18 protein-coding genes and 1 pseudogene are annotated in these 23,153 nt (G+C 47.1%); 6 read left to right on the forward strand and 13 right to left on the reverse strand.

Annotated features, from left to right (window positions below):
* Positions 1-136: 136 nt before the first annotated feature.
* Together MHI37_RS23660 and MHI37_RS23665 are read left to right on the forward strand one after the other, a co-directional pair.
* Positions 137-637, forward strand: a complete 501-nt coding sequence (locus MHI37_RS23660; RefSeq protein ID WP_144023772.1) for a hypothetical protein — start codon at positions 137-139, stop codon at positions 635-637.
* Complete coding sequence (locus tag MHI37_RS23665; protein ID WP_076338955.1) at positions 634-1,323, forward strand: AIM24 family protein; 690 nt, start codon at positions 634-636, stop codon at positions 1,321-1,323. Before MHI37_RS23660 ends, MHI37_RS23665 begins: the two co-directional genes overlap by 4 nt.
* Before the next feature lie 148 nt (positions 1,324-1,471).
* On the opposite strand, the gene MHI37_RS23670 is transcribed toward MHI37_RS23665, so the two are convergent.
* The 6 genes from MHI37_RS23670 to MHI37_RS23695 all read right to left on the reverse strand — a co-directional run bounded on the left by MHI37_RS23670 (position 1,472) and on the right by MHI37_RS23695 (position 10,962).
* A complete protein-coding gene (locus MHI37_RS23670; protein WP_076338956.1) occupies positions 1,472-4,579 on the reverse strand; it encodes a glycoside hydrolase family 2 TIM barrel-domain containing protein in 3,108 nt (1,035 codons plus the stop codon).
* A 583-nt stretch (positions 4,580-5,162) separates the two neighbouring features.
* A complete protein-coding gene (locus MHI37_RS23675) occupies positions 5,163-6,968 on the reverse strand; it encodes an ABC transporter ATP-binding protein (protein WP_076338979.1) in 1,806 nt (601 codons plus the stop codon).
* 29 nt (positions 6,969-6,997) lie between these two features.
* Positions 6,998-7,759, reverse strand: a complete 762-nt coding sequence (locus MHI37_RS23680) for a helix-turn-helix domain-containing protein (protein WP_076338980.1) — start codon at positions 7,757-7,759, stop codon at positions 6,998-7,000.
* A 79-nt stretch (positions 7,760-7,838) separates the two neighbouring features.
* Positions 7,839-8,669 carry a carbohydrate ABC transporter permease gene (locus MHI37_RS23685; RefSeq protein WP_076338957.1) on the reverse strand — a complete coding sequence of 277 codons (831 nt, stop codon included), beginning with the start codon at positions 8,667-8,669 and terminating at the stop codon, positions 7,839-7,841.
* 2 nt (positions 8,670-8,671) lie between these two features.
* Positions 8,672-9,562 carry a sugar ABC transporter permease gene (locus MHI37_RS23690; RefSeq protein ID WP_076338958.1) on the reverse strand — a complete coding sequence of 297 codons (891 nt, stop codon included), beginning with the start codon at positions 9,560-9,562 and terminating at the stop codon, positions 8,672-8,674.
* 86 nt (positions 9,563-9,648) lie between these two features.
* Positions 9,649-10,962: an extracellular solute-binding protein gene (locus MHI37_RS23695; RefSeq protein WP_076338959.1), complete on the reverse strand. Its 1,314-nt coding sequence runs from the start codon at positions 10,960-10,962 to the stop codon at positions 9,649-9,651.
* A gap of 315 nt (positions 10,963-11,277) precedes the next feature.
* Between MHI37_RS23695 and MHI37_RS23700 the strand changes: the two genes are divergently transcribed.
* From MHI37_RS23700 to MHI37_RS23715, 4 genes are all read left to right on the forward strand, one after another.
* On the forward strand, positions 11,278-12,252 hold the full coding sequence (locus tag MHI37_RS23700; RefSeq protein WP_076338960.1) for a 1,4-beta-xylanase: 975 nt from the start codon (positions 11,278-11,280) through the stop codon (positions 12,250-12,252).
* Positions 12,249-13,460 carry an AGE family epimerase/isomerase gene (locus MHI37_RS23705; protein ID WP_076338961.1) on the forward strand — a complete coding sequence of 404 codons (1,212 nt, stop codon included), beginning with the start codon at positions 12,249-12,251 and terminating at the stop codon, positions 13,458-13,460. Before MHI37_RS23700 ends, MHI37_RS23705 begins: the two co-directional genes overlap by 4 nt.
* A 14-nt stretch (positions 13,461-13,474) precedes the next feature.
* On the forward strand, positions 13,475-14,650 hold the full coding sequence (locus MHI37_RS23710; protein ID WP_076338962.1) for a glycosidase: 1,176 nt from the start codon (positions 13,475-13,477) through the stop codon (positions 14,648-14,650).
* 166 nt (positions 14,651-14,816) lie between these two features.
* Positions 14,817-14,972 carry a hypothetical protein gene (locus MHI37_RS23715; RefSeq protein ID WP_179090297.1) on the forward strand — a complete coding sequence of 52 codons (156 nt, stop codon included), beginning with the start codon at positions 14,817-14,819 and terminating at the stop codon, positions 14,970-14,972.
* A 50-nt stretch (positions 14,973-15,022) separates the two neighbouring features.
* Here MHI37_RS23715 and MHI37_RS23720 read toward each other — a convergent pair whose 3' ends face one another.
* The 7 genes and pseudogenes from MHI37_RS23720 to MHI37_RS23750 all read right to left on the reverse strand — a co-directional run bounded on the left by MHI37_RS23720 (position 15,023) and on the right by MHI37_RS23750 (position 23,105).
* Positions 15,023-15,613, reverse strand: a complete 591-nt coding sequence (locus MHI37_RS23720; protein WP_076338963.1) for a GNAT family protein — start codon at positions 15,611-15,613, stop codon at positions 15,023-15,025.
* Positions 15,614-15,862: 249 nt separating this feature from the next.
* Entirely contained in the window at positions 15,863-16,756 is an 894-nt protein-coding gene (locus tag MHI37_RS23725; RefSeq protein WP_076338964.1) for a cation diffusion facilitator family transporter, read from the reverse strand.
* A gap of 1,268 nt (positions 16,757-18,024) precedes the next feature.
* Entirely contained in the window at positions 18,025-18,360 is a 336-nt protein-coding gene (locus tag MHI37_RS23730) for a benzoate/H(+) symporter BenE family transporter (RefSeq protein ID WP_256710659.1), read from the reverse strand.
* Positions 18,358-18,918 (reverse strand): annotated as a pseudogene (locus MHI37_RS23735) (hypothetical protein); the annotation flags it as partial. The pseudogene MHI37_RS23735 and the gene MHI37_RS23730, both read right to left, overlap by 3 nt.
* Positions 18,918-19,193: a hypothetical protein gene (locus tag MHI37_RS23740; RefSeq protein WP_076338967.1), complete on the reverse strand. Its 276-nt coding sequence runs from the start codon at positions 19,191-19,193 to the stop codon at positions 18,918-18,920. The pseudogene MHI37_RS23735 and the gene MHI37_RS23740, both read right to left, overlap by 1 nt.
* 5 nt (positions 19,194-19,198) lie before the next feature.
* Complete coding sequence (locus MHI37_RS23745) at positions 19,199-21,385, reverse strand: hypothetical protein (RefSeq protein WP_076338968.1); 2,187 nt, start codon at positions 21,383-21,385, stop codon at positions 19,199-19,201.
* A gap of 16 nt (positions 21,386-21,401) precedes the next feature.
* Positions 21,402-23,105, reverse strand: a complete 1,704-nt coding sequence (locus tag MHI37_RS23750; RefSeq protein WP_076338969.1) for an extracellular solute-binding protein — start codon at positions 23,103-23,105, stop codon at positions 21,402-21,404.
* Positions 23,106-23,153 lie beyond the last annotated feature (48 nt).

Here is a 23,153-nt window from a genome sequence, read left to right on the forward strand (position 1 = left end):
CACCGCAAAACAAGATTTTCCCGCGAAAATATAACTTTACCAATACAAGCATCAAAGACAAGAGTGACTATTGTCGAGAAAGGCTGTAAAATGTAAGCATCACCCCCCTCGTATGTCGAAAAACTGAAGGGAGACTATGATGCGACAGCCTATTTGGAAAACATTCGTTCTAGTATGCTTCTTAGCATTTGTTCTCATATCGATACCTCAACCTACCGCATATGCCGGCTTTTTTGACCGAATCAAGGACATTTACAATACACCAGAGAAAATAAGCGAGCTGGAAGAGCAATATATTAAAGCCAAGGAAGCTTTGGCAGATCAAATGGAAGCATCTCGTCAGCAATCAGAGGAGGCAGCCAAGGCAGCCGCCGAATATGCACGTCAGCAGCAAGAGCTGTTTGAGCAGAATGAGCAGTTCCGTCAGCAAAATGAGCAGCTTATTGCTCAGAATGCCAGCATGCAGGCGGAGATGGAGCAAATGAAGCAGGATCGTCAATCCTTCATCAGTAAGCTAATCAACACGGTCATTATTATCGTAGTCGTATTCCTTGCTTATATCCTATCGATACGCATTTGGCGGTATGCGGTATGGCGCAAGCAAAGAAGCTCAGGCGGAAGAGGGATTAGCGGATGAATATAGATATCCCCGCCAAGATCGGCCATGTGCATGTCCACCTTGAGATAGCGGACAAGCTTCATGTCCTGCATCCAAAATCAATCATTGCTTATCAAGGCGATCCCAAGCATCGCGAGGACCGCTTCATGGATTTTGCCGGCATGTACCGCAAGAAGCGCTGGATTCGTTCCGTGCTCTCCGGTCCATCTGAATTTATTCTAGGCTTGCCTGCTGGCTGCTCGCTTGAAACGGTTCGAATAGAGGAGAAAAGCGATTTGCTGTTCGACTTTCGGCATGTCATCTTTTTCTCGGACGGCATGAAGCTGAAATCCGTTATTCAGAAGCTTAAAAACGCGTGGATTACGAAGGAATTTGTGCGCATGCGCTTCTCAGGTCCAGGGATGCTCGGCATTATTACAGCAGGAGACGTTAAATCCATTCAGCTTCAGCCCGATCGTCCTCTATATGTGGAGACTGGGGCGCTCGTAGCTTACCCTGAGCATGCCTCGATTCAGCTGTCCGTCTACGGCAACAAGCTTGCCAGTCAGCATATGAATGTGCAGTGGGAAATTAGAGGGACAGGCCCTGTGCTCATTCAGACAGGCTCACGCGATGCGGAGCTGGAGGAGCAGCTGCAAAACGGCGGTTTTATCAAAAGAATTCTTCGCGAGGTGCTGCCATTCGGCGGCATTTACATTAAATAAAGAGAGACTGGAAGTCCGTCGACAGACGGAAACCAGCCTCTCTTTTTTAAATATAGAGAAAGTATATCATTTCGCCATACTATCTCTATATTTCTCCGGAATGAAACGCGCAGCGCCGCCAAGGACGGCGACAGCCGTTTCACCTTGATTAAACGCCTTGTATGGTGAAGCGATGTGTATACACTTGATTCGCATATAGAATATATTCCTTCTCTGGACGCTGTCCCCAGCTATCATGTCCGCCAACACCCATTTGCTTATGATTGACGCGAACGACTGTTTTGTCGCTCACAGGGAGCAGATGAATATGGTCATGCGCTTCCAGCTCAGACGGCGTATACGGCAGTACATTCAGCTCAAAATGCGGCGCGCCCTTCAGCACGAGTCCCTCACCCTGTTCATTTGTTATCGAAGCAAAACGAACGTCCATCTTGTTTCCGCATTCTTGAGGACGAATATAAGGAACAAGCTGATCCTGAACCTTGCCAGCATATAGCCCCAGCTTCCCGCCAGTTTGACGATCCCAGTACGTTTCATCCGGGCCTTGGCCATACCAGCTCACTTGATCATATTGTGCTGGCATTTGGAATAGTATGCCTACCTCCGGAATTTCCGGCAAGCCTTTGCCTGGCTGCAACTCTTCATAAACCTCAATCTCCCCGTCGCCGCTCACTTTATAGATCAGAGACAGCAAGGATTCGGCTGTTGTCGGCAAGCTGTACTGCACGCGTACCGTTACACTGGTTGCTTCAGCCTCCCAGCTCATAGCACGCAGTATACGTTCGGCTCCGGCAGCACGCCAGGTTGCAGAGCGCTCATGCTGCTTGTTTCCACGGTCATTGTCCGTATAGGCCCGCCAGAAGTTCGGCGCCAGTTCTTGCAGCAGCCGCTCTGTTCCATTCCATCTGTAGGAAGCAAGACTTCCGCTTGCCAAGTCAAACTGTGCAGCAAAGCTCTCGCCGCTAACAAGCAGCGCTGCTGCCGTTTCTTCTATTTTGACAGCCGGTTTAGCCGCTGCTGGACCAACAGTAACCGCAACTGGCGCTGGCAGTACAAATTGCTCGAAGGCTATTTCATGTCCTGCCTCTGCCCAAAGCGTCTGCTCCTTTAATAGGAGCTGAACCGTTAGAACTGCCTCCTGCGACGTGCTTGAAAGATTAGGCAGCGCGTAGGGGATCGTCAAAACTTCCTCTGTTTCTGGTGCTGCAGCCGCTTTTACTGTACCCGACTCCACGGTGATGCCATCGACAGCAACCTGCCAAGCAAGCTCAAAGTGATCTAATGCTTGGAATAGGTGACGGTTAGTTACCTTCAGCTCGCCGCGCTTCAAATCAACCGCCTCGAATTTTGCATTCTGATAAACCTTCTTCACCTCTTGAAGCTTAGGAGACGCGGTCCGGTCAGAGAAAATAATGCCATTTCCACAGAAGTTTCCATCATGCGGCGACTCGCCAAAATCTCCACCGTACATCATTTTCACGACACCGTCGGCATCTGTAATTCGAATCGATTGATCGATCCAATCCCAGATGAACCCGCCCTGCAGAATCGGATATTTTTCGAAAAGCTCCCAGTATACATGTAGACCACCACAGGAGTTGCCCATAGCATGACTGTATTCACACAAAATAAATGGCTTTTGCGGATTATTAAGGGCGTACTGCTCGACACCCTGTGGATTTGTATACATATGACTTTCGATATCCGATGACGCATCCGATTCCCGGAAGTGGAAAGCACCTTCGTAATGAACGACACGAGAAGGATCAGCGTCACGCAGGAAATCATGCATTTTAATAAAATTGTCTCCGCCGAATGATTCGTTGCCAAGCGACCAAATGACGATGGACGCATGGTTTTTGTCACGCTGGAACATCGAATTACAACGGTCCAGCACCGCGCCGGTCCATTCTGGACGGCTTCCCGGAACCGTTTCGCCCAGCTCCTGCTGTCCATAGGACCAAGCGCCATGCGTCTCTAGATTCGTCTCATCAATAACATACAGGCCGTATTCATCGCAAAGCTTGTACCAAAGCGAATTGTTCGGATAATGCGAGGTACGTACAGCGTTGATGTTATATTGCTTCATCAGCTCTACATCCTTAATCATATCCGCTTCATTAATGGCTCTGCCTGTATCGCAGGAGAATTCATGACGGTTAACCCCTTTGAACATGATGCGGCGCCCGTTAATTTGCATTAGGCCATCCTTTATCTCAAACTTCCGGAAGCCAACCTTGCAGCTAATTGCTTCAAACAGTTCGCCAGTCTCTGACTTCAAAGTCAGAATCAATGTATACAAATTCGGCTGCTCCGCGCTCCATTTGAGCGGATTATGTACAGCCCCGCGCAGTTGAACGACTGTCAGCTCCTCGCCGTCAATCGCTGTTTGAAGCGACAATGGTGCTTGGAACACCGCTTCTCGATTTGCATCATAAAGGGCTGCCTCCACTGTAATTCCGCCTAGCGGCTTACCAAAATAATTTAGCAGCTTAGCATCAATAATAAGTTCGGCATCACGGTACTGATCATCCAGCTCTGTTTTGACAAAATAATCGTAAATATGCGCCTCTGGCGTCGTATATAAATAAACGTCCCGAAAAATCCCGCTCATACGCCAAAAATCCTGATCCTCCAGCCAGCTTGCATCACTCCAGCGATAAACCTCAACGGCTAGCTTATTCTCGCCTGCTGTCAGATATGGAGTCAAATCGAATTCTGACGGCGTGAATGTATCCTGGCTAAAGCCAACAAGCTCTCCGTTCAGCCAAATATACAAAGCCGATTCCACGCCTTGAAAGCTAATAAATACAGGCTTTCCATCCCAGCCGGCAGGCACCGTAAACGTACGAGCATAGGAGCCAACTGGGTTATATGCGGTAGGGGCAAAGGGAGGCTTGATGTCCTCGTTGCCGTCCCAAGGATATCTTACATTCGTATACTGTGGGTAATCATATCCCTGAAGCTGCCAATGTGCAGGCACTGCAATGCTGTCCCAATCACTATGGTCAAAATCAGCCTCATAAAAGTTAGCGATACGTGATTCTGCATTTGTTGCAAACGCAAATTTCCACTTGCCATTTAGCGACAAATAGTTGGAGGACTTGTTATGTGTTCCCTCCCATGCTTCTTCAAGCGTATCGAAGGGCATTAACGAGGCGTGGGCATCCATTCGATTCAGACGATAAATTTCGGGATTGTTGTTCCACTCCGGATAGCCGTTAGCCGGCGGTGTATAATTCAGCTTATTACGCATAATATCAGCACCTCATTATGATTAAATTAAATGATATTCACATTATAAGCCATTACCATTCCTTATTTAATAATACAATTTTCATATCTTATATAAAAATATGAACATATTCATAACAAAAAGCTACGCCAGCCTTGTTTTGCAGCCTTTTTTCGCAGCAGCTGCTTGCAGCATACACAGATGACCTCTCGCTGATTGTTGCAGGCCGCGTCATTCAGGCTGTCCTCCAGATGTTCAGTAACATCATACTCTAGTTCTTTCAGAAGATGCTATCCTGCACTTTAGCAGGATGGAAGCTGGTTTTTCCGGCTCCCCCGTGTCTATGTTGCACCGCTGCACTATAGAGTGCCTTCCAGGTGCATCTTAAGCCGAAATCCGTCTATTCTAATGCAAATGTGCAGGATAGCAGCGAAGGTCAATAGGCTCTGCCATATCTTCTTGATTAAAATAGATGGTTACTTGGTTAAGTGAGTTCAGTTGGAGAAGGAGTTTTGAGGGGCCTGCTTGGAGGTTTTTGCGAGTTTAACTAATAACTATCCTGCAGAGCTGCAGGATAGCCGTAACCCGTGGTTCTTGTCATTCATTAAAGCTGAAGCTGCTTCAAATTATAAAATTCACCCTTGCTCGCCATCAGCTCATCGAATGTACCGACCTCAGTGATTCGTCCATGCTTCATCACTACGATGCGATCGGCATCACGAATCGTTGATAAGCGATGAGCGACGATAAACGTCGTTCGCTCCTTGATAAGCTCCTGCATCGCTTTTTGTACGTGGAACTCCGACTCATTATCAAGCGCTGAGGTCGCCTCGTCCAAAATAATAATTTTCGGCTCGCGGACAAGCGCCCTGGCGATCGCGATGCGTTGACGCTGCCCGCCGGACAGCTTGCCGCCATGCTCGCCCACCATCGTATTCAAGCCATCAGGCAGCTGCTCGATGAATTCGGACAGATTCGCCATCTCCACCACACGATTGATTTGCTCATCCGTAATCTCACGAAGACCGTAAGTAATATTGTCGCGTATCGTTCCCGAGAACAAAATATTCGTCTGCGGCACAACCGCCAAATGCTTGCGATAGCTGCGCAGATCAACCTCCGCCAAATCGATGCCATCCATTCGCACCTTCCCGCCTGTTGGCTGCAGGAAACCAATAACTAGATTAAGCACCGTAGATTTTCCCGCTCCGGATGCGCCGACAAAAGCAATGCATTCGCCAGCCTTCACAGTTAGCGTAACATCCTCAAGCACATGATGCTCGCTCCCAGGATAAGAAAGCTCAACACCCTCAAAAGTAAATTCGCCGCGAACCTCATCAACCTTTCTCTTCCCGCTATTATTTTCTATGTCGGTTGATACCAATATTTCTTTAATCGAATGAATCGATTCGATTCCCTTTGCTATTTGCGGATAAATGTTAATGAGACCGGTAACCGATGCTAGAATCATCGCGAAGAAGCCTTGGTACATAACGACATCGCCGACCTGAATTTCTCCGTTATAAGCAAGATACGCTGTAAAGATCAAGCAAAGCACCTGAAAGATTTGAAACGTCACCCAGTTCGTAGAGCCAAAATATGCTTCTACCAAATCAAGCCGATAGCCTTTGCCTTGAATATTGCGCAGCGTGGAGTCTATGCGGGCAATCTCCACCTTCTCCAACCCATGCGCTCTCGTTATCGGAATCATCTCGACCATTTCCGACACACGTGAGGACATCTGCTCAATCTCCTTGCGGAATTCCTTGTTTGACTTCCGTATTTTGCGGCGGAATATCGTCACAATCGTAATCGACATCGGAATGGTCAGTACAAAGAACAACGAAACGACTAGACTACTGTTCAGTGTAATAATAAACGAAACCAAAATGTTTACGACTGCCGGTGCAAGAGCGATCATGAACTGCTTCGACATCATCTCCACTGCTTCAACGTCGCGCAGCACCTTCGACTGAAGCTTGCCCGCAGGCAGCTCACGATGCTGGTTAATAGACAACTGCTGAAGCTTCCTTACAAGCGCGCTCCTTAGTCCCGCTTCAACGTATCTTACCGCACGGCTGAGAAAGGATATGTACGCGGCATGCGTCGGTATATTTTGCAGGATGACGATCAGAATAATGAAAAAATTAATCCATATGCCGTTGATCGAATGCTCAGCAGGATTCGTCGCGATATTAATAATATTCGCCGTGACGATAGGCAGCACATAGATCGGAGCACTCTTAATCAACAAAAATAATAATGAAATGAACAGGTTGGCAAAATTGCCTTTATACAGAGACAACAAAAACTTGAGCGGTCCTGCGTTTTCCTCTAATGCTGCATTTTCAAACGTGCTGGCGAGACCTTTTCCCACTCCGCTTCGTGCTCTCAGTGCTTTTTCTGTCATTGCCTTCTCCATCCCTCTGCCTGCTGTAACTAACGATGCTTCCCCTTGTAATCCTTGGGCGTTTCTCCGACTATTTTCTTGAACAGCTTATTAAAATAAACCGGATCGCTATACCCGACGAGCTGTGAAATTTCATAGTTTTTCAAATTTGGATGATCGGTTAAAAACTGCTTTGCCTTCTCGATACGAATATCGATCAAATAGTCGGTTAGCGTCATGCCTGTTTCCTGCTTAAAAAGTCGGCTCAAATAATTGGCGCTCATACCGACCGTTTCCGAGATTCGCTCCATTTCAAAATTTTTACCGTATTCCTCCTCCAAAATCACTTTCATTTGCTCGATAACATGATGCTCCTTTTCTTTCGACAACGGCTCCGCCGCCTTAACAGCAGTCTCACCCTTATAATCCGACGCCAGATCGCTTCGCTCCTGCTTAATTTTGATCAGTTGCTCATACAAATTGGCCTTGTCGACTGGCTTCAGCAAGTAATCTCGCACACCGTATCGCAAAGCCTTCCGCGCATATTCAAAATCACTAAAGCCGCTGAGCACAATCGTTGCGATCCGCTTGCCGCGCAAATGCTCAATGAGCTTCAATCCGTCCATCATGGGCATTTTTATATCGGTAATAAGCACATCCAGCTCGCCATCTCCCAGCTTCGAGATATGCGTCCAAGCGTCCATACCATTACTATACGAGCCAATCACCTTAAGATCCAGATCCATTTTAGTTAATATTTTCTCAAGACCTAGCCGTATAAACTCTTCATCATCAGCGATAATTATATTCATTCCTGCTCGCCCCTCTCGCATGTCCCACTCCTAGTTTGCGCTAAAATGGGTGCCTCTGCAACGGAAACAGAGCGGGCGGTTATTTAACCGCACCGCTCGTCACACCCGCGAATATATATTTTTGCAGGAATAAATAAAGAATAGCCGTTGGAATCATTATGATAAGAATCGCTGAGGATATCATTTGCCAATCGCCACTGTTAACTCCGAAGAAGCGCATAAGCGATGTAGAAACTACGACATGCTCTGCTCTAGGCAAATACAGCAGCGGGATAAACATATCATTATAAATGCTGATCGTCTTCAAAATAACGATTGTAGCTGTTGCTGGCCCAAGCAGCGGGAAAATGATGGAGCGGAAAATCCGGATGAGTGAGGCTCCCTCCATCATTGCACTTTCATCCAGCTCATAAGGAATGTTGCGAATAAATTGTAGGTAAATGTAGATTTGCAATATGTCCGCGCCTACATAGATGAGTACAGGACCCATCAAATTGTTTGTCAGACCAAGGGTTTGAATCGTTTTGTAGTTAACAACCTGAGTCGTTATAGCCGGAATGATCGTCGCGAAGAGAAATAAGCCGACAATCGGTCCTTTGAATTTAAAGCTAAAGCGGCCAACTGCATAACAAAACGCAGACCCGATCAAAATGTTCAAAATAAGCGTAACCGCAATAATAAACAAGGTGTTGCCAAAGGCGTTGGTCATGTCGGCTTGCTTGAACGCCTGCACGAAGTTTTTAAAGTAGAGAAAGCTATCGGGCATTGCAATCGTCGATTTTGTATGAAATTCATCCTTCGTTTTGAACGCGTTGACGACGATAATATACGGCGGGAACAATATTGCAAAACCAGCCAATACGAGACTTAAATATTTGATTGCATCCCAAAGTCTATTTGCTTTATTCACCCTTATTCCCCCTTCCTATTCAATAAGAAGCGTTGAATAGACAATACGATAACCACAAAGAGTAACAAGACTACGCTCATCGCCGATGCCAACCCATAATTGTTAAACTGGAACGCCGTCTCGACAATTTTCATTACGAAGGTTTCGCTTGATCCGGCAGGTCCGCCTTTGGTAAGAATATACGGCAGATCAAATACCTCCAAAGCGCCGGTAACCGTAAGAAATAAATTAAGCTCGATAATTTTGTAAATGTTCGGCAGTGTAATGCTGATAAACTTTTGCCAGCCGTTCGCCCCATCAATGGAGGCCGCTTCATAAATATCATTCGGGATTGATTGCAAAGCTGCCAAATAGATAACCATATTAAAGCCCATAAAACGCCAAAAGCCTATGGATGCGAGCGTGTAGTTAACGAACGAACCGCTGCCGAGCCAGCTTGTTTTGGATAGAGCATCAAAGCCGAGCTGTCCAAGCAAATAGTTCAAAGAACCATTAGTCGTATCGAACACGTACCCAAATAAGTATGCTACAGCAACACCATTAAGGATGTACGGTAAGAACAGCAGAAGTCTAAAAAAGTTTTTCCCTTTGAGCTTGCTGTTCAGCACAACCGCAAAATAAATCGCAGCTATATTTTGTACAATTCCGACGGCGAAATAGGCAAAGTTATGTTTGAATACACCGAATATAGCTGGGTTTTCAAAAACCTCTTTATAGTTAGACCAGCCGATCCAAGCCTTATTAGGGCTTAAACCGTCCCAGCTTGTAAAGCTTAGGCGAATCAGCTCTAGCGCCGGATAATAAGCGAACGTCAGCAGCAAGAGCAGCGGCAATGCGACGAAGCCCACGACTACGTAATTTTTTTGTGTTTTAAAAGGCAGCCTGCTGAACATGAGACAACCCCATCCTTCCTGCATCTTTCTAATCAAAGATACAAGATGGATGATCGTTTAACCGACCATCCATCCTGTACGAGCCACTACAGACCTAGATCTTTTTTAGCTTTCGCCCAAGCGGTATTCACTTTGTCAAACACCTTCTGAGGATCCTTCGACAATACAAATTCCTGAACGACTGCAGCTTGATCAAGCTGCGCTTTGTTTTGAATTTCTGTCGCTGCATCTACAGGTGAAGCAGGCTCGAAAAATTCAGGATTGAAGCTGTTGAATTCAGCAAGCTGTGACAGCTTGGATTCTTTATCCTTCAATGTTGGGATGAAGCCTGCAAAATCATCATAGCCTGATTCCTCAATCATCCATTGTACGAACGCTTTAGCAGCCTCTACATTGCCGTTTTTGTTGACGGCATAGAAGAAGTCTGGATTAAGCGGTGCTTTGGATTCTCCGGAGTTATCAACAGGGAATGGGAAGAAGCCGATATCCTCACTTGCAGCACCATTCTCAATAACTTGGTTGATAACCCAGTTGCCAAGAAGATACATACCGAACTTGCCGGTTGCTACGTCTTTTTTCGATTGCTCCCAGTTCGTCGAGTTTACATCGGTCTCAAGGAAGCCCTTTGTATACAATTCACGAATAATTCCATATGATTTGCCGTAAGCATTGTCAAGCGTGTAAGGTTCATTCGTTTCTGCGCGTTTATTTTGGTGATCAGATGCTCCGCCGATTAGCGTTGGAATATCGTATACCCAAGTATCAAGCGGCCATTTGTCTTTAAAATTCGAAGCAAGCGGCACGATGCCAGCATCCTTCAGCTTTTGCGATGCTGCAAGGAACTCGTCGTACGTTTTCGGAAGAACGGTAATGCCCGCTTTCTCAAATGCCTTTTTGTTATAGACGATGCCGACTGTGGAAGCGCCGGAGGAAATGCCGTACATTTTACCTCCAGTAGCCTTCAAATCCTTGAAGTGAATATCGCCGGAGAATGCAATGTCATCAAGCTCAGCGAAATAATTAGGAAGCTCCGAATTAGGCAGCGTTGGAGTGAATACAACATCAGGGAAATCGCCTGAAGCGATACGAATTTTCAACGTTTTATCATAATCGGTAATCGCTTCGAATTTTAGATCTACGCCAGGGTATTTCGCTTCGAACGTTTTTTCATATTCGGTATATTGCTTGTCGATCATGTCCGTACGGTTAGTAAGAAAAACAACCTCACCTTTTATTGCAGATACTTCTTCTTTTCCACCGTTGTCTGGTTTGTTTGTAGCAGCCTCATTCGTACTCGGCTTGTTAGTTGCTTCACTCGAGTTCGTATTATTCCCACCACAAGCCGCCAATGTTGTTAGCATAAATACAGAAACAATCGCTAACGAAAAGACCTTTTTCATTTTTGTTTTCCCCCTCAGTTCGTTTTGTCTCCGCTTACATTTCGATAATACCCCATTAAACGCAGCGCTAAAATGGTTTCAAATATTATTTCTAGTCTTCAACTGACATTTTATGAAAACGTTATCTTTTGCTTTAACACTTGTTTTTTAGCGTTATCGCATCTATTTTCAAGCTATTAAATGAAGTGCAACTGCAGCGTGACCGCATCTTGAAGAAAGGTATTGCAAACATTTCACTAATCATGTTTACTTGTTATATAACAAATAAGAATATTAGCAATAACAAAACTACCAATTCAAAGCGAGGCGACTCAAATGACAAGTACTGCAGACTATATCGGCGGAATGACTTGGGGTTGGACCGGCATCCGAGGAACATGGACGGGACCTAGGGCAGAGCGTTCCATGGAGCTTATGGCGGAGCGTTTGAATGTGAACTGGACCGCCGTTACACTCGCCGCACTTCAAGATCATGCGCAAGCGACTGAAATCAACTTTCGCGAGGCCCCTACCGTTACAGATGATGAGGTTCGACATGCCATTCGCAAGGCGAAGGAGCTAGAGCTCAAGGTTTGCTTGAAGCCTGTCGTCAATTGTGCGAACGGGACATGGCGTGCTCATATTAACTTTTTCGATCTCGACGTCCCGTGTGAGCCAAAATGGTCAGACTGGTTCGCCTCTTATACCGAATTCATTTTGCATTATGCGCAAATCGCTGAAGAAATGGGCTGTGAAATGCTGTGCATTGGCTGCGAAATGGTTCAAACCGACCGCCGCGAGCAGGAATGGCGCCAATTGATAGCTGCGGTTCGCAGCATATATTCAGGCATAGTGACCTACAATTGCGACAAATACCAGGAGGGTGAAGTCCAGTGGTGGGATGCGGTTGATGTAATCTCCTCCAGCGGCTATTATCCCATCGACGCTTGGGAAGAGCAGCTAGACCGTATCGAACAGGTTGTGGCGAAGTTTGACAAACCTTTTTTCTTCATGGAGGCAGGCTGCCCAAGTCGCGAAGGCTCGCAATATATTCCAAATGACTGGGGACTCTCCGGCGCTCCAAGCGAAGAAACTCAGCGCCGCTTCTACGAGAGTATGTTCGAACATTCCGATAAACGCATATGGGTTGGCGGCTTTATGCTTTGGGATTGGCCAGCTCACTTATACGAAGAGAGCGATGCTGCCGCGAATGACGATTATTGCATGTATGGCAAACAAGCAGAGCAAACGGTACGGGACTATTATATTTCCAAAATAGTCGAAGCCAACAAGGAGGGCGCTGCCAAGTGAACGACACAAATCATTCCTGGCTAGCCAGCATTAAGCAGGAGCTGGAATCGAATATTCTCGGCTTTTGGATGAAGCACACGATCGATGAGACAAATGGCGGCTTTTTCGGCCTCATCAGCTGTGATCTTACAGTGTACCCAGAAGCCGGTAAAAGCCTAGTACTCAATACGCGTATTTTGTGGACCTTCGCCTCCGCCTATCGGATGACAGGCAAGGATGAATACTTGAAAATCGCTGAGCGTGCTTATCGCTATATTAATAATCATTTTGCGGATCATGAATTTGGCGGATTATATTGGATGGTAGATGCGCTCGGCAGGGCAGCAGAAACGAAGAAGCAAGTGTATGGTCAAGCCTTCGCCATCTATGCTTTCTCCGAGTATTACCGCGCAACTGGCAATGAAGCTGCGCTTCAGCAAGCGATTGAGCTGTTCCGTACACTTGAGCGCTATAGCTACGACCAGCAATATAAGGGCTACTTCGAGGCACTGACTAGGGAATGGCAGGAAACGAGCGATAACAGTCTTAGCGAAAAAGATTTGAACGAGAAGAAATCGATGAATACTCACCTGCACGTCATGGAGGGCTATACGAATCTGTATCGTGTATGGAAGTCCGATGAGCTGCATGCCAAGCTGAAGGAATTGATTGAAATTACGATTCAGCACATCATTAATGCGAATAATGCGCACTTTATTCTGTTCTTCGATGAACAATGGAATGGCAAGTCCGAGCATATTTCTTACGGTCATGACATCGAGGGCAGCTGGCTGCTCGTAGAAGCCGCAGAGGTGCTCGGTGATGAGGCGCTGCTTGCCGAAGCCAAAGCCATCGCAATCCGTATGGCTGAAGCGACACTTAACGAAGGTTTAGACGAGGACGGCGGACTCTTTAATGAGGCTGGGCCCGAAGGCTTATTGGACTCCGACAAGGATTGGTGGCCGCAAGCCGAAGCTGTCGTTGGCTTCTACAACGCTTATCAAATGACTGGCGATGAGAAATACGAAGCGGCTGCGAAAAAATCGTGGCAATTCATCGAGCAATTCATCGTGGATAAAGAGCATGGCGAATGGTATTGGAGCGTAACACGCAACGGCTCGCCAAGCGACAATATAGAGAAGGTTAGTCCTTGGAAATGCCCTTATCATAACGGACGCGCCTGCTTTGAAATGATTGAGCGTCTAACTGGAGCATCACCAACACACTAATTGGGGGTTAGTTCATGAGCAAGTTTAATAATCGCAAACAATTGCTGACAGAACAATATGAGGAGCTTATTCAACGCAAAAATGAACCTGAAGCGCTTGGAAACGGCGTATTTGACCGCTATGTGCATCCCGTACTGACGGCAGCCCATGCGCCGCTAATTTGGAAGTATGATTTTAATCCGGAGACGAACCCGTTCTTCATGGAACGGCTTGGCATTCACTGTGTGTTCAACCCCGGTGCTATTTATTTAAATGGAAAGTTCCACCTCGTTGCGCGCGTTGAGGGCAATGACCGCAAATCCTTTTTTGCGATCGCTGAAAGCGACAGCGCTGTAGATGGCTTCCGCTTCTGGGATCATCCGATTCTGCTTCCAGAAACTAGCGAGCCAGATGTTAATGTGTATGATATGCGCCTTGTGCAGCATGAGGACGGCTGGATTTATGGACTGTTTTGTACGGAGAGAAAAGACCCTTCTGCGCCAAAAGGCGACCTTTCAAGCGCTATCGCACAATGCGGTATCGTAAGAACAAAGGATCTGAGGCAATGGGAACGCCTTCCTGATCTGAAGACTGCTTCCAACCAACAACGCAATGTCGTGCTCCACCCTGAATTTATTGATGGCAATTATGCTTTCTACACGCGTCCGCAGGATGGCTTCATCGACACAGGCTCAGGCGGCGGCATCGGATGGGGACTCTCCGACACGATTGAGAATGCTGAGGTTAAGCGTGAGATTATTATTGATGAGCGTCATTATCATACGATTAAGGAAGTCAAGAACGGCCAAGGTCCCGCTCCAATTAAAACAGATAAAGGCTGGATTCATATCGCCCACGGCGTTCGCAACACTGCAGCAGGCCTGCGTTATGTATTGTATGCTTTCTTATCCGATCTGCAGGAGCCGAATAAAGTAACGCATCGCCCAGGCGGTCACCTGCTTGCACCTGAAGGTATCGAGCGCGTCGGCGATGTCTCAAATGTCGCTTTCTGCAATGGTGTCATTGCGCAGGACAACGGAGATGTCTTCATCTATTACGCATCCTCCGACACTCGCTGCCATGTTGCTGCAACTACGGTCGACCAACTGCTCGACTATTGCCTGAACACACCAGAGGACCCGCTTCGCTCCCACGCTTGCGTGGAGCAGCGCATTGCTCTTATTGATCGCAACCTGCAGCTGCAAGCGTAATGGGCTAGCTAACGCCGAATTGGATGTTTCTTAACTAACCGCTCGCCTACACCGTGCTTTCTGCAGTAGATTAGCTGTTACTCCACTAACCGCTCGCCTACACTGTGCTTTCTGCAGTAGATTAGCTGTATTTCGGGTGCTATCCGTCCGTTAGGAGCTAATTCTGTTGCATAAGTGCAGTGTAGCAGTCCAAATCGGCTCTCATGTGAGGTTTCTATTGCAGTTAGTACAACGTAGCCTGCTCGTCATTAACTATGACGATATGTGGGAAGCAGAAGTCATGCGCATAGGATTAGCGCTCGAGCTGAGGCGGCATTTGTAAGCCATGAGCGTTTCCCAAACGTCTGCATAGACGATCGGAAACGCTCCTTTTTATATAAACTCACGAAATATCGTCGCCTTAAGCTCGGGCCATTCCGATTTTACAATACTATAATAAATATCATCTCGGCACTCACCATTCGCATTCATATAATTGCATCGAAATACGCCTTCCTGCTTGGCCCCCAATTTTTCTACTGCTCTCTGTGACCGGCTATTTTCAGCATCCACGCTGAACTGCACGCGGTTAAACCGCAGCTCCTCAAATGCATAACGCAGCAGCTCATATTTTGCTGCCTTATTAACATTAGTTCCTCTAAACGCTTCACCGTACCAAGTCCATCCTATTTCGAGTCTCTTGCTGTGCATACCTATATTTCCAAAACGTGTTGATCCCGCAACTTCGCCTGATATTTGATCAATGACAATAAACGGATAGGCCGCTTTTTCTTCCCTGCTGGCAAGAGCGCTAGAGATGTAGCTCTGTAAATCCGAATCGGTCTTCAAATGATTTCCCGTAAACTCGGTAATCTGCTCATCAAAGATGATTCTCCGAAGACCTTCCTCATACTCCCGGCTAAAGGGTACCAGCGAGACGAATTTATTTCCCAAAATAATATGTTCTTGAAAGATTTCACTCATCCTTATCATCCCCTTTTCCATAAAGGCTGCTGAATAAATTCAATTTACAGCAATATCCTAAATTTTTGAATGTATAATGTGAATGATGATTTGCAGCATTCGAAATACGAGCTGCTGTATACAATAGCAAACGAAACGCTACAGAACAAATACAAATTCCTTAGTAGTTATTGAACAAACTAAAAGCGGGGTAGAACAATCATAAGTCTGGGCGCGCCTCCCACACTTACAACCGTTCTCCCCGCCAGTTTATTCTCCCTTATACCATGGATTCAAATGAATAAGCACTTCCTCAACATTTGGCACCTGATCCATAACAACTTGCTTTATTTTTTTGGAAATATCATGCCCTTCCTGCACGCTTAGCTCAGCAGGTATCCCTACCCTTACATCTACGATAATATAATGTCCATGCTCCCTAGCCCGAACGCGATCAATCCTTTTCACTTCAGGTATGGATTGCACAAGCTGCAAAATCTCATCCATTCGTTCATCGTCTATATTTTTCTCCATCAATACATCAACAGAGGAACGTCCCATTTGAATCGCAAGCCTTAGTACAAAATACGCTACAATGATACCCGCAACTGGATCTCCATATTTTAGAAACTGAATATTGTAATGTTCTCCAAGCATCGCCAGAGCGATACCAATAACGGCTGCAAGAGATGCATAAACATCTGCAAGATGATCATAGGCAGTGGCGATCAAGCCGCTGCTGTTCGCTTTTTTCCCAATACGCATCGTGTAGATATAAAGCCACTGTTTCCATACTAATGAAATTGCTGCCGTGATAAGAACGAGCAGTGTTGCGGTATGAGGAGGACCCATCAGCGCCAGGACGGAGTGATACCCCATGTAGATGGCCGCTAGAACCAGTATGACAGCGATCATGCCAGCGCCAATAACCTCTGCTTTGCCATGTCCATAAGGGTGATCCTTATCCGGAGGCCGCTTCGATATCATCATGGCTATTAATGCTGCTGCGCTCGCAAATACATCCCCTGCATTATGCACACCATCAGCCAAAAGCACCTGACTTCCAAAGAGAAATCCAACTATTAGCTTCAAGGCGGTTAACAGGATATTACTAATTAGACTAATCCAAATTGCAAAAGTAGATTGTTTGCTTGTTGCTTCCATAACAGTCGTTCGTCTCCCAGCATTTCTTGAATATAATGTTGATCACCATCGACATCCTTATATCGATTTTTATCACTCACCAAGTGTAAACGGCTGTCGCCGTACTTTAGCGGCGCGCTGCACGTTTCATTCCGAGAAATATAGAGAAAGTATGGCGAAAAGATATACTTTCCTATATTTTCAAAAAAGGTACCGTGTCATTATACAAAACGAAATTCGTGTGGGTCTAGAGAAACAGTCTTGCCTTATGTAAGAAGTCTTACTGCACGCCAATAGAGTTTGGTCCAACTAACTATGTTGCACATGCGAAAAACTAGTGTAATCTCTACGATCGATAAACTTAACATTGTCCGCTCAATCACACAGCCTACTACAAAACCATCCCTTTAATCGCAGAAAAAAATCGTCCTTACGGGTGATTGAAAATCGCAGACGCATCAGCTCACACTTCTAACGGAAACACGCGCCTCTATTTGTACCCTACATGCCCGATCTCGCTTCATTTCTGTGTAATAGCGTCTCCCACTTCCGTTAAAATGTGACGCTAACCCAAAATGCAACTTTAGCGTCTCTGGCTTCCGTTAGCTTTCGTTATCCCCACATTCTTATTATTGGCTGTCACGGGCAGAGCTCGTGCTGCCGCCACCTTTGTTCTAGGCATGTTTGTATATCCCCCCTATACTTCACTAAACTAACACACCCATCGTCTTTTCCCTCAACTTTCCCCACGCTCGATGCCGCTCCTCAAATCCTCACTTCTCCTACTCCCAGCGCGGAAGCTATCCTGCACTTTTGCAGTAACTTCGTGCAATTGGGACGCTCTAGCTAACCTATCCTGTACTCACGCATTATAGCTCATCGTTTCAGCCCATCTCCAACCTTCTTATCTCCATTGTGGGCAGCTATCCTGCTTACGTACAGGATAGCTACCCTAAACCATTAAAAAGGATAGGCTACCCTGCAAATGTGCAGGATAGCCTATTACTGCTCATTCTTATGATTGACTATCACGGCAAAGCTCGTGATGCTGCCGCCTTTGTTCTAGGCATGTGTGTAGGCTCCCTACCCTTCACACAAACGAACACACGCATCGTCTTTTCCCTCAACTTTCCCAATGATCATTTTCATGCCATTCTTTATAGTAGTGTAACCAACCATACGCGGACTCCCACCGCTCGGTATTACACTACCCAAAACGGCTGGTTTAGAACTTTTCTTATTCCCCATTACAACTATCGCAAAGGTGCCCGCATAAAGTCTGAACAGACTTATACGGCACCCCCTTTTCCTTCGCCAAGCAGCTTCATCGTAACGATACCGGCAGCCAAGCACCATACCGGTGCGGAAATGCCTTGAAAAGCGACGTTGGCTACGGCGATTGCGAATGTAAAATCTGTTGAGTAACGGTAAGCAGCTTCCGAGAACGTCAATTGAACGCTTTGAATGAACACACCCAATAGCGAGAAGCCCGTAAGAAGCACGATAAACGAAAGCGGTAGAATGTTAATAAAGGCGATCATCTTCCAAGCAAATAACCCGAACATTGCTAACAATACGCCCGAGACGACTGCGGCGTTCTTCGGATTACGAGGCGCAGCATGGATATGATTGAGTACGGATGCATTATCGCTGCCTGCATTGCCTTCCCACAACATATCTCTCGGCGTTACTATCGGTTTGCCATTCGCCCATTTAAGCGCGCCGTTCAGCGCCTTATGATTGCTGTATTCCAAATAGATAACGCCGTCCACATTCGGCTGCGCCGTATATTTGTCCCAAATCTCGGCATTGTTGAAGGCGTTAAAATCAATGACCTCAACGAGTCCCAAATCCATTTTGCCCATATAACCGTTTAGGCTGTTCAAATGCTGGTCAAGCTCCGCCACCGGATACCTTGATCAGCCGCCTGACGGACCCACTACAAAAGCATCCCGCTCGGTTGCATTCTTGTAATACCGCTCTCCGACAGTCGAAGCCAGCTCGATCATGCTTGGCGATATCGCCCAGCCCATATCGAAGCTGCCGCGATTCGCGTTGCCGAACCAAGGCTTGTTCTTCTCAGCGAGATCGTTCAGCATCCACTGAATATTGTCGCCGTCGGACATAACGAATGATACGTAGTGGACATTTTCCTCCGCTGAGTCAGGATCGGCACCAGCCATTACCGATTGGCGAAAATCGCTATTCCCATCATAAAACGTAAAGCCCCCGTCATCGCCGCATAATCCCTAAGCTTCGGTCCCATCTCCTCCTTCTGCTCGATGAAGAGATCATGCTCCACAAGCACGAACTCCTTGAAGGGAGCAAGCGAGGAAGCCGCATTAATAGAGCTGTCGCCCTTCTTCCAAACCAAGTAACCTTCAAAATATTTTTTATAATTTTGGTTTCGAATATAGGAAATGCCGGCATCTTTCGGTGCCGGCATTTCTTGAAGCAATCGTATTACCACTCTACGTTAATCGTTATTCCTTCTGGAACCCCTGCATAGCGAATGAGCACCGTGCCCGATTCCGCATCATATTGAAAGGATGCTTCCTTCTCACCCGCCGTGATGCTGCTAGGCTCGCCCGGTACGCGAAGACGCGTACTGACGGTGATATCATGCGGAGACTCCGACACGAAGGAAATTTGGTTCTCCCCCTCCTGTTCATCGCGAATGCGCGACGAGCTGACGAGAATGCTCGTTTCCTCCAGCTCCTGATTGGAGTAGTTCAAATCAAACAATAAGCTGTCTTCGCCGGACTTTATTTCCACGGAGCGCCTGATCGGCAGGCTGGCCTCGAACAAATCGATGTACAAGCCTTCAAGAATAACCGACTGCTCCGTTTCCGTCTCGTCCAGCACATGCGTGATGACGTATGGCCCGCGCTTAATATGGAGCGTGCTGCTTTCCTTGTAATCAATCGTTTCTCCGCGGATTTCGAGCGATCGCTTCACGGCATTCCTTACAAGCTCAGCACCCTCATCGGTACGGGACAGCACAGCCGGATTTTCTCTATAGAAGAGAACAGCGCCGCTGCCAACCGCAAACTCACCTTCCTCAGGGCTGCGGCCAAGGCCAAGCGATTCGAATAAATGCTCTTCAGGACGAGTATAGGAACGGCGGCTGTTCGCGCGGTTCCACCATTCCGATACGGAATGGAACGGATCCGAGCCGTCTCCGACATAAATCAGAACGCCGCCTTCTCTAACCCATTGCCCAATCGCTTGATGGATACCCGGATGCTCTGGCTTCATAAATTCGTAGCTGAGCAGCAGTACCCGGTATCCATCTAAATAGCCTGGAAAGGTCAAAATGTTGTCGAGCTGCACCGGCCTAAGCGGAATGCCCACTTTAACGAGCGGAAGCGCCAAGCCATAGAATGATGACCAATCAAGAAGCTCCTTCAGCTCCGCATCCAGCTCATCCGTGGTGCTCGTGCCGTCATATTTGACCGATTCGCCTGTCTGTTCTCCATCTCCGATGACGTCGCCGCGTTGGTACATGGCGGAGTTGGATAAGCAAAGACCAATCCCAGCCGTGTAATCGGAGGCTTTAGCAGCCTCCTCATGCCTATGCATATCGCGCAGCACGTTCATGATGGTGAGAAGCACGGTAGCATAATCGCCGGGAATGGTTTCCTTCCCTGTCCCGTCCTCAGTCGGGTAGCTGCCCTCGAACACGCGGCGCGGCCACGGACATACCTCGTACTGCTTCACCTCAGGATGGAGCAGGGAGGCAACGACGGTAGAATAATAGTTTTTGCGATAATCGCTCCAGCTGTAGCGGGGATTATCTTCGATGGGATCATGAAGAAACCACATTTCACGCCCCGTGCCTCTCGTAAGCTCCTGCATAATGCCATATTCCAGATAAGCTGTCTCAAAGGTCCGCTCTCGGCGAAGTCCTTTATACACGTTGGGCGTACGGGCCGTTCCCGTCCAAATTTGGGCGATGAAGCCGTCGCAGCCCGGCATGGAAACAAGCAGCGCCTCAGGGCTAATAATTCGCCACTGCGTGTAGTTGATCAAGCTATGTGTAGGAATATAGAATCGTACCGTTCTGCCGTAAGTGACAAGCGAATATTCCTTCATTTGGCTGCAAAGGCGGTCAAGCGCCCGGTAATACATAGCCGCCTTCAGCTTGGAAGCCCGGTACTGAGCATCCGGCGAGGAATGGGGAGGAACCCAATCTTCCCCGTAATAATTCAGCCACTCCCGCTTAAAAGCATCCGAATACCCGGAAGCCGCCCAAAACTCCGGCTCCTCCAAATGAATCGCTTCTACGCCGTAATCAATCGCAAGCTTGATGTGCGAAGCCAAATATTCAGCGAACGCAATCGTCGGCACCATGTAAGGAACATCCTTGCCGTGCAGCAAATGGTTGCCGCTGCGGTCCTTCTGGGCTTCATCCCAGTGATCCCTTCCGTCAAAACGGCCGTACAGATAGTCCTGATACTCGCCCCAGGATATGCCAGTCATCAGATGGATCGTATAGCCGGCATTCTTCCAGCCTTCTATTCGCTGAGGGAAATCCTTCGAAATGCCGTATACCATCACAAAATCGGTTCGCAAATCATATTTCGGTCCATATGGCCTCGATTCTTGAAATCCAGTCCATTCCGAGCGTCCCTGCGCTTTACTCTCCAAAATAGTGAAACCTCCTTTAGTTCGGCATACCAAGCGTAACGATTTCTTTGCCCTTCAGGTTTTCGTTTGTAAACTTCATCGCATCTTCAAAACCCGTTTTGTTCATTTGGCCGCGCAGATCATTAATGATCTTAAGCGCCGCTTCATCGGATTTCGCAAAAATAGCTTCCTTCCACACGTCGCCAATTTTGTCCATCGACGGCTTCAGCATTTCCCATTGCGTCGACTTCATCATGACATCGCCCGGGTTGTAAGCCGAAATAACGCTAATGCCGTTAGGACGAAGAATTTTGCGCGCATTGTCCATTGCCGCCAGACGGTCTTGATCTGCCCAGATGTCTCCGCCGCCGACAGAATTGATGCGGTCTTGGCCGGAGAGAGATTCTAGACCAATGCCGATACCTTCGTTTTTCTTCATTTTGCCTGTAGTATCAGCAGTGAATTTATCAAACCATTCCTTCTTCGCGACTGGTTTGCCGTTCTCCATATCCCAATGTACGCCTTGCACGCCGTATCTCACGAGAAGGAAACCTTCATCGGAAGCGAGGTAATCAAGCAAGCGCAGTGCAGCGTCAACGTTTTTCGATTTTTTCGGAATGACCGTTACGTTGTTACCTTGGATGGATAGATCAGCTGGACGATCAGCTGCAGCGCCTGCGCGCTCCAATGGACCAACCGGTATATAATCGCTGCCTGGATGCGCTTTCACATAATCCTTAGAAGCATCGAGAATAGCTGGATAGTGAGCGGCCAACACAGCGATGCGGCCCTGCTTGATTTTCTCGTTCGCAATCGGATCTGTTTGTGTAAAAGCCTCTGCATCTAGAAGACCTTCTGCTAGAAGCTTGCGGTAATAAAGGCTGTATTCTTCATATTGTTTCGAGAAAAAGCTGTGCTCAAGCGTGCCGTCGCCTTTATCAATATAGTCGGAGCCATAGAACATTGTATTGGCGATACCGACAGCCCAGCCATTATGAAAGCCGCCAAGCGGGATAACTGGCATGCCGCTCTCCTTAAGATCTGCGTCCTTAATTTTTTTCAGGAAGCTGTAAAGTTCGTCCTTCGTGCGGACGGTTTGCGGATCAACGCCAATTTTCTCTGCTATATCCTTTCTTACATAGAAGCCATACAGCCAATCCATTGCATCCTCAGGCGTAGCTGGGTGATTCTGGTAAAGCAAAAACTGTTTGCCATCATAAGCATTGAACGCTTTCTCGTAAAGCGCTGGCGGAACGTTCTCCTCTGCTACCGCTTTAGCAAGGTTTGGATATTTATCAAGTTTATCCGATAGATCCACCAGTTGATCTTCTTTCGCTGCTTTAATAATGCCGTCTAATTCTCCGCCCCAAGCTGGGCCCGTATAAATATCCGGCAAATCCTGCGTTGCGAAGATCGTATTCACTTTCTCGACCTCACTGCCTTTCGTGTATTCCCATTCTACAGTAACCCCTGTTTTTTCTTTAATAACCTTTTCAATAGCTGTCGTATCTACATCGCCGCCGCTAGAGCCGTTCCAGTTGTGAAGAACTTTGAGCTTTACTTCTTTTATTTCTGTTGAGGTATCCTTGTTGTCAGTAGACGTGTTGTTGGTTCCACCGCCGTTGTCGGAAGGAGCATTGTTGTTTCCACCGCCATTGTTACTGCTACAGCCAAACAGCATTACTACTATCAGTGCGACCGCTAGCCATGACGAAGCTCTTTTTACTCTTTTGTTCTTCATAAGAACCCTCCCATTAACTTTTATAAAATATGATAAAGTCCCGCTTGC

Source organism: Paenibacillus sp. FSL H8-0548, assembly GCF_038630985.1.
Taxonomy (GTDB): Bacteria; Bacillota; Bacilli; order Paenibacillales; family Paenibacillaceae; genus Pristimantibacillus.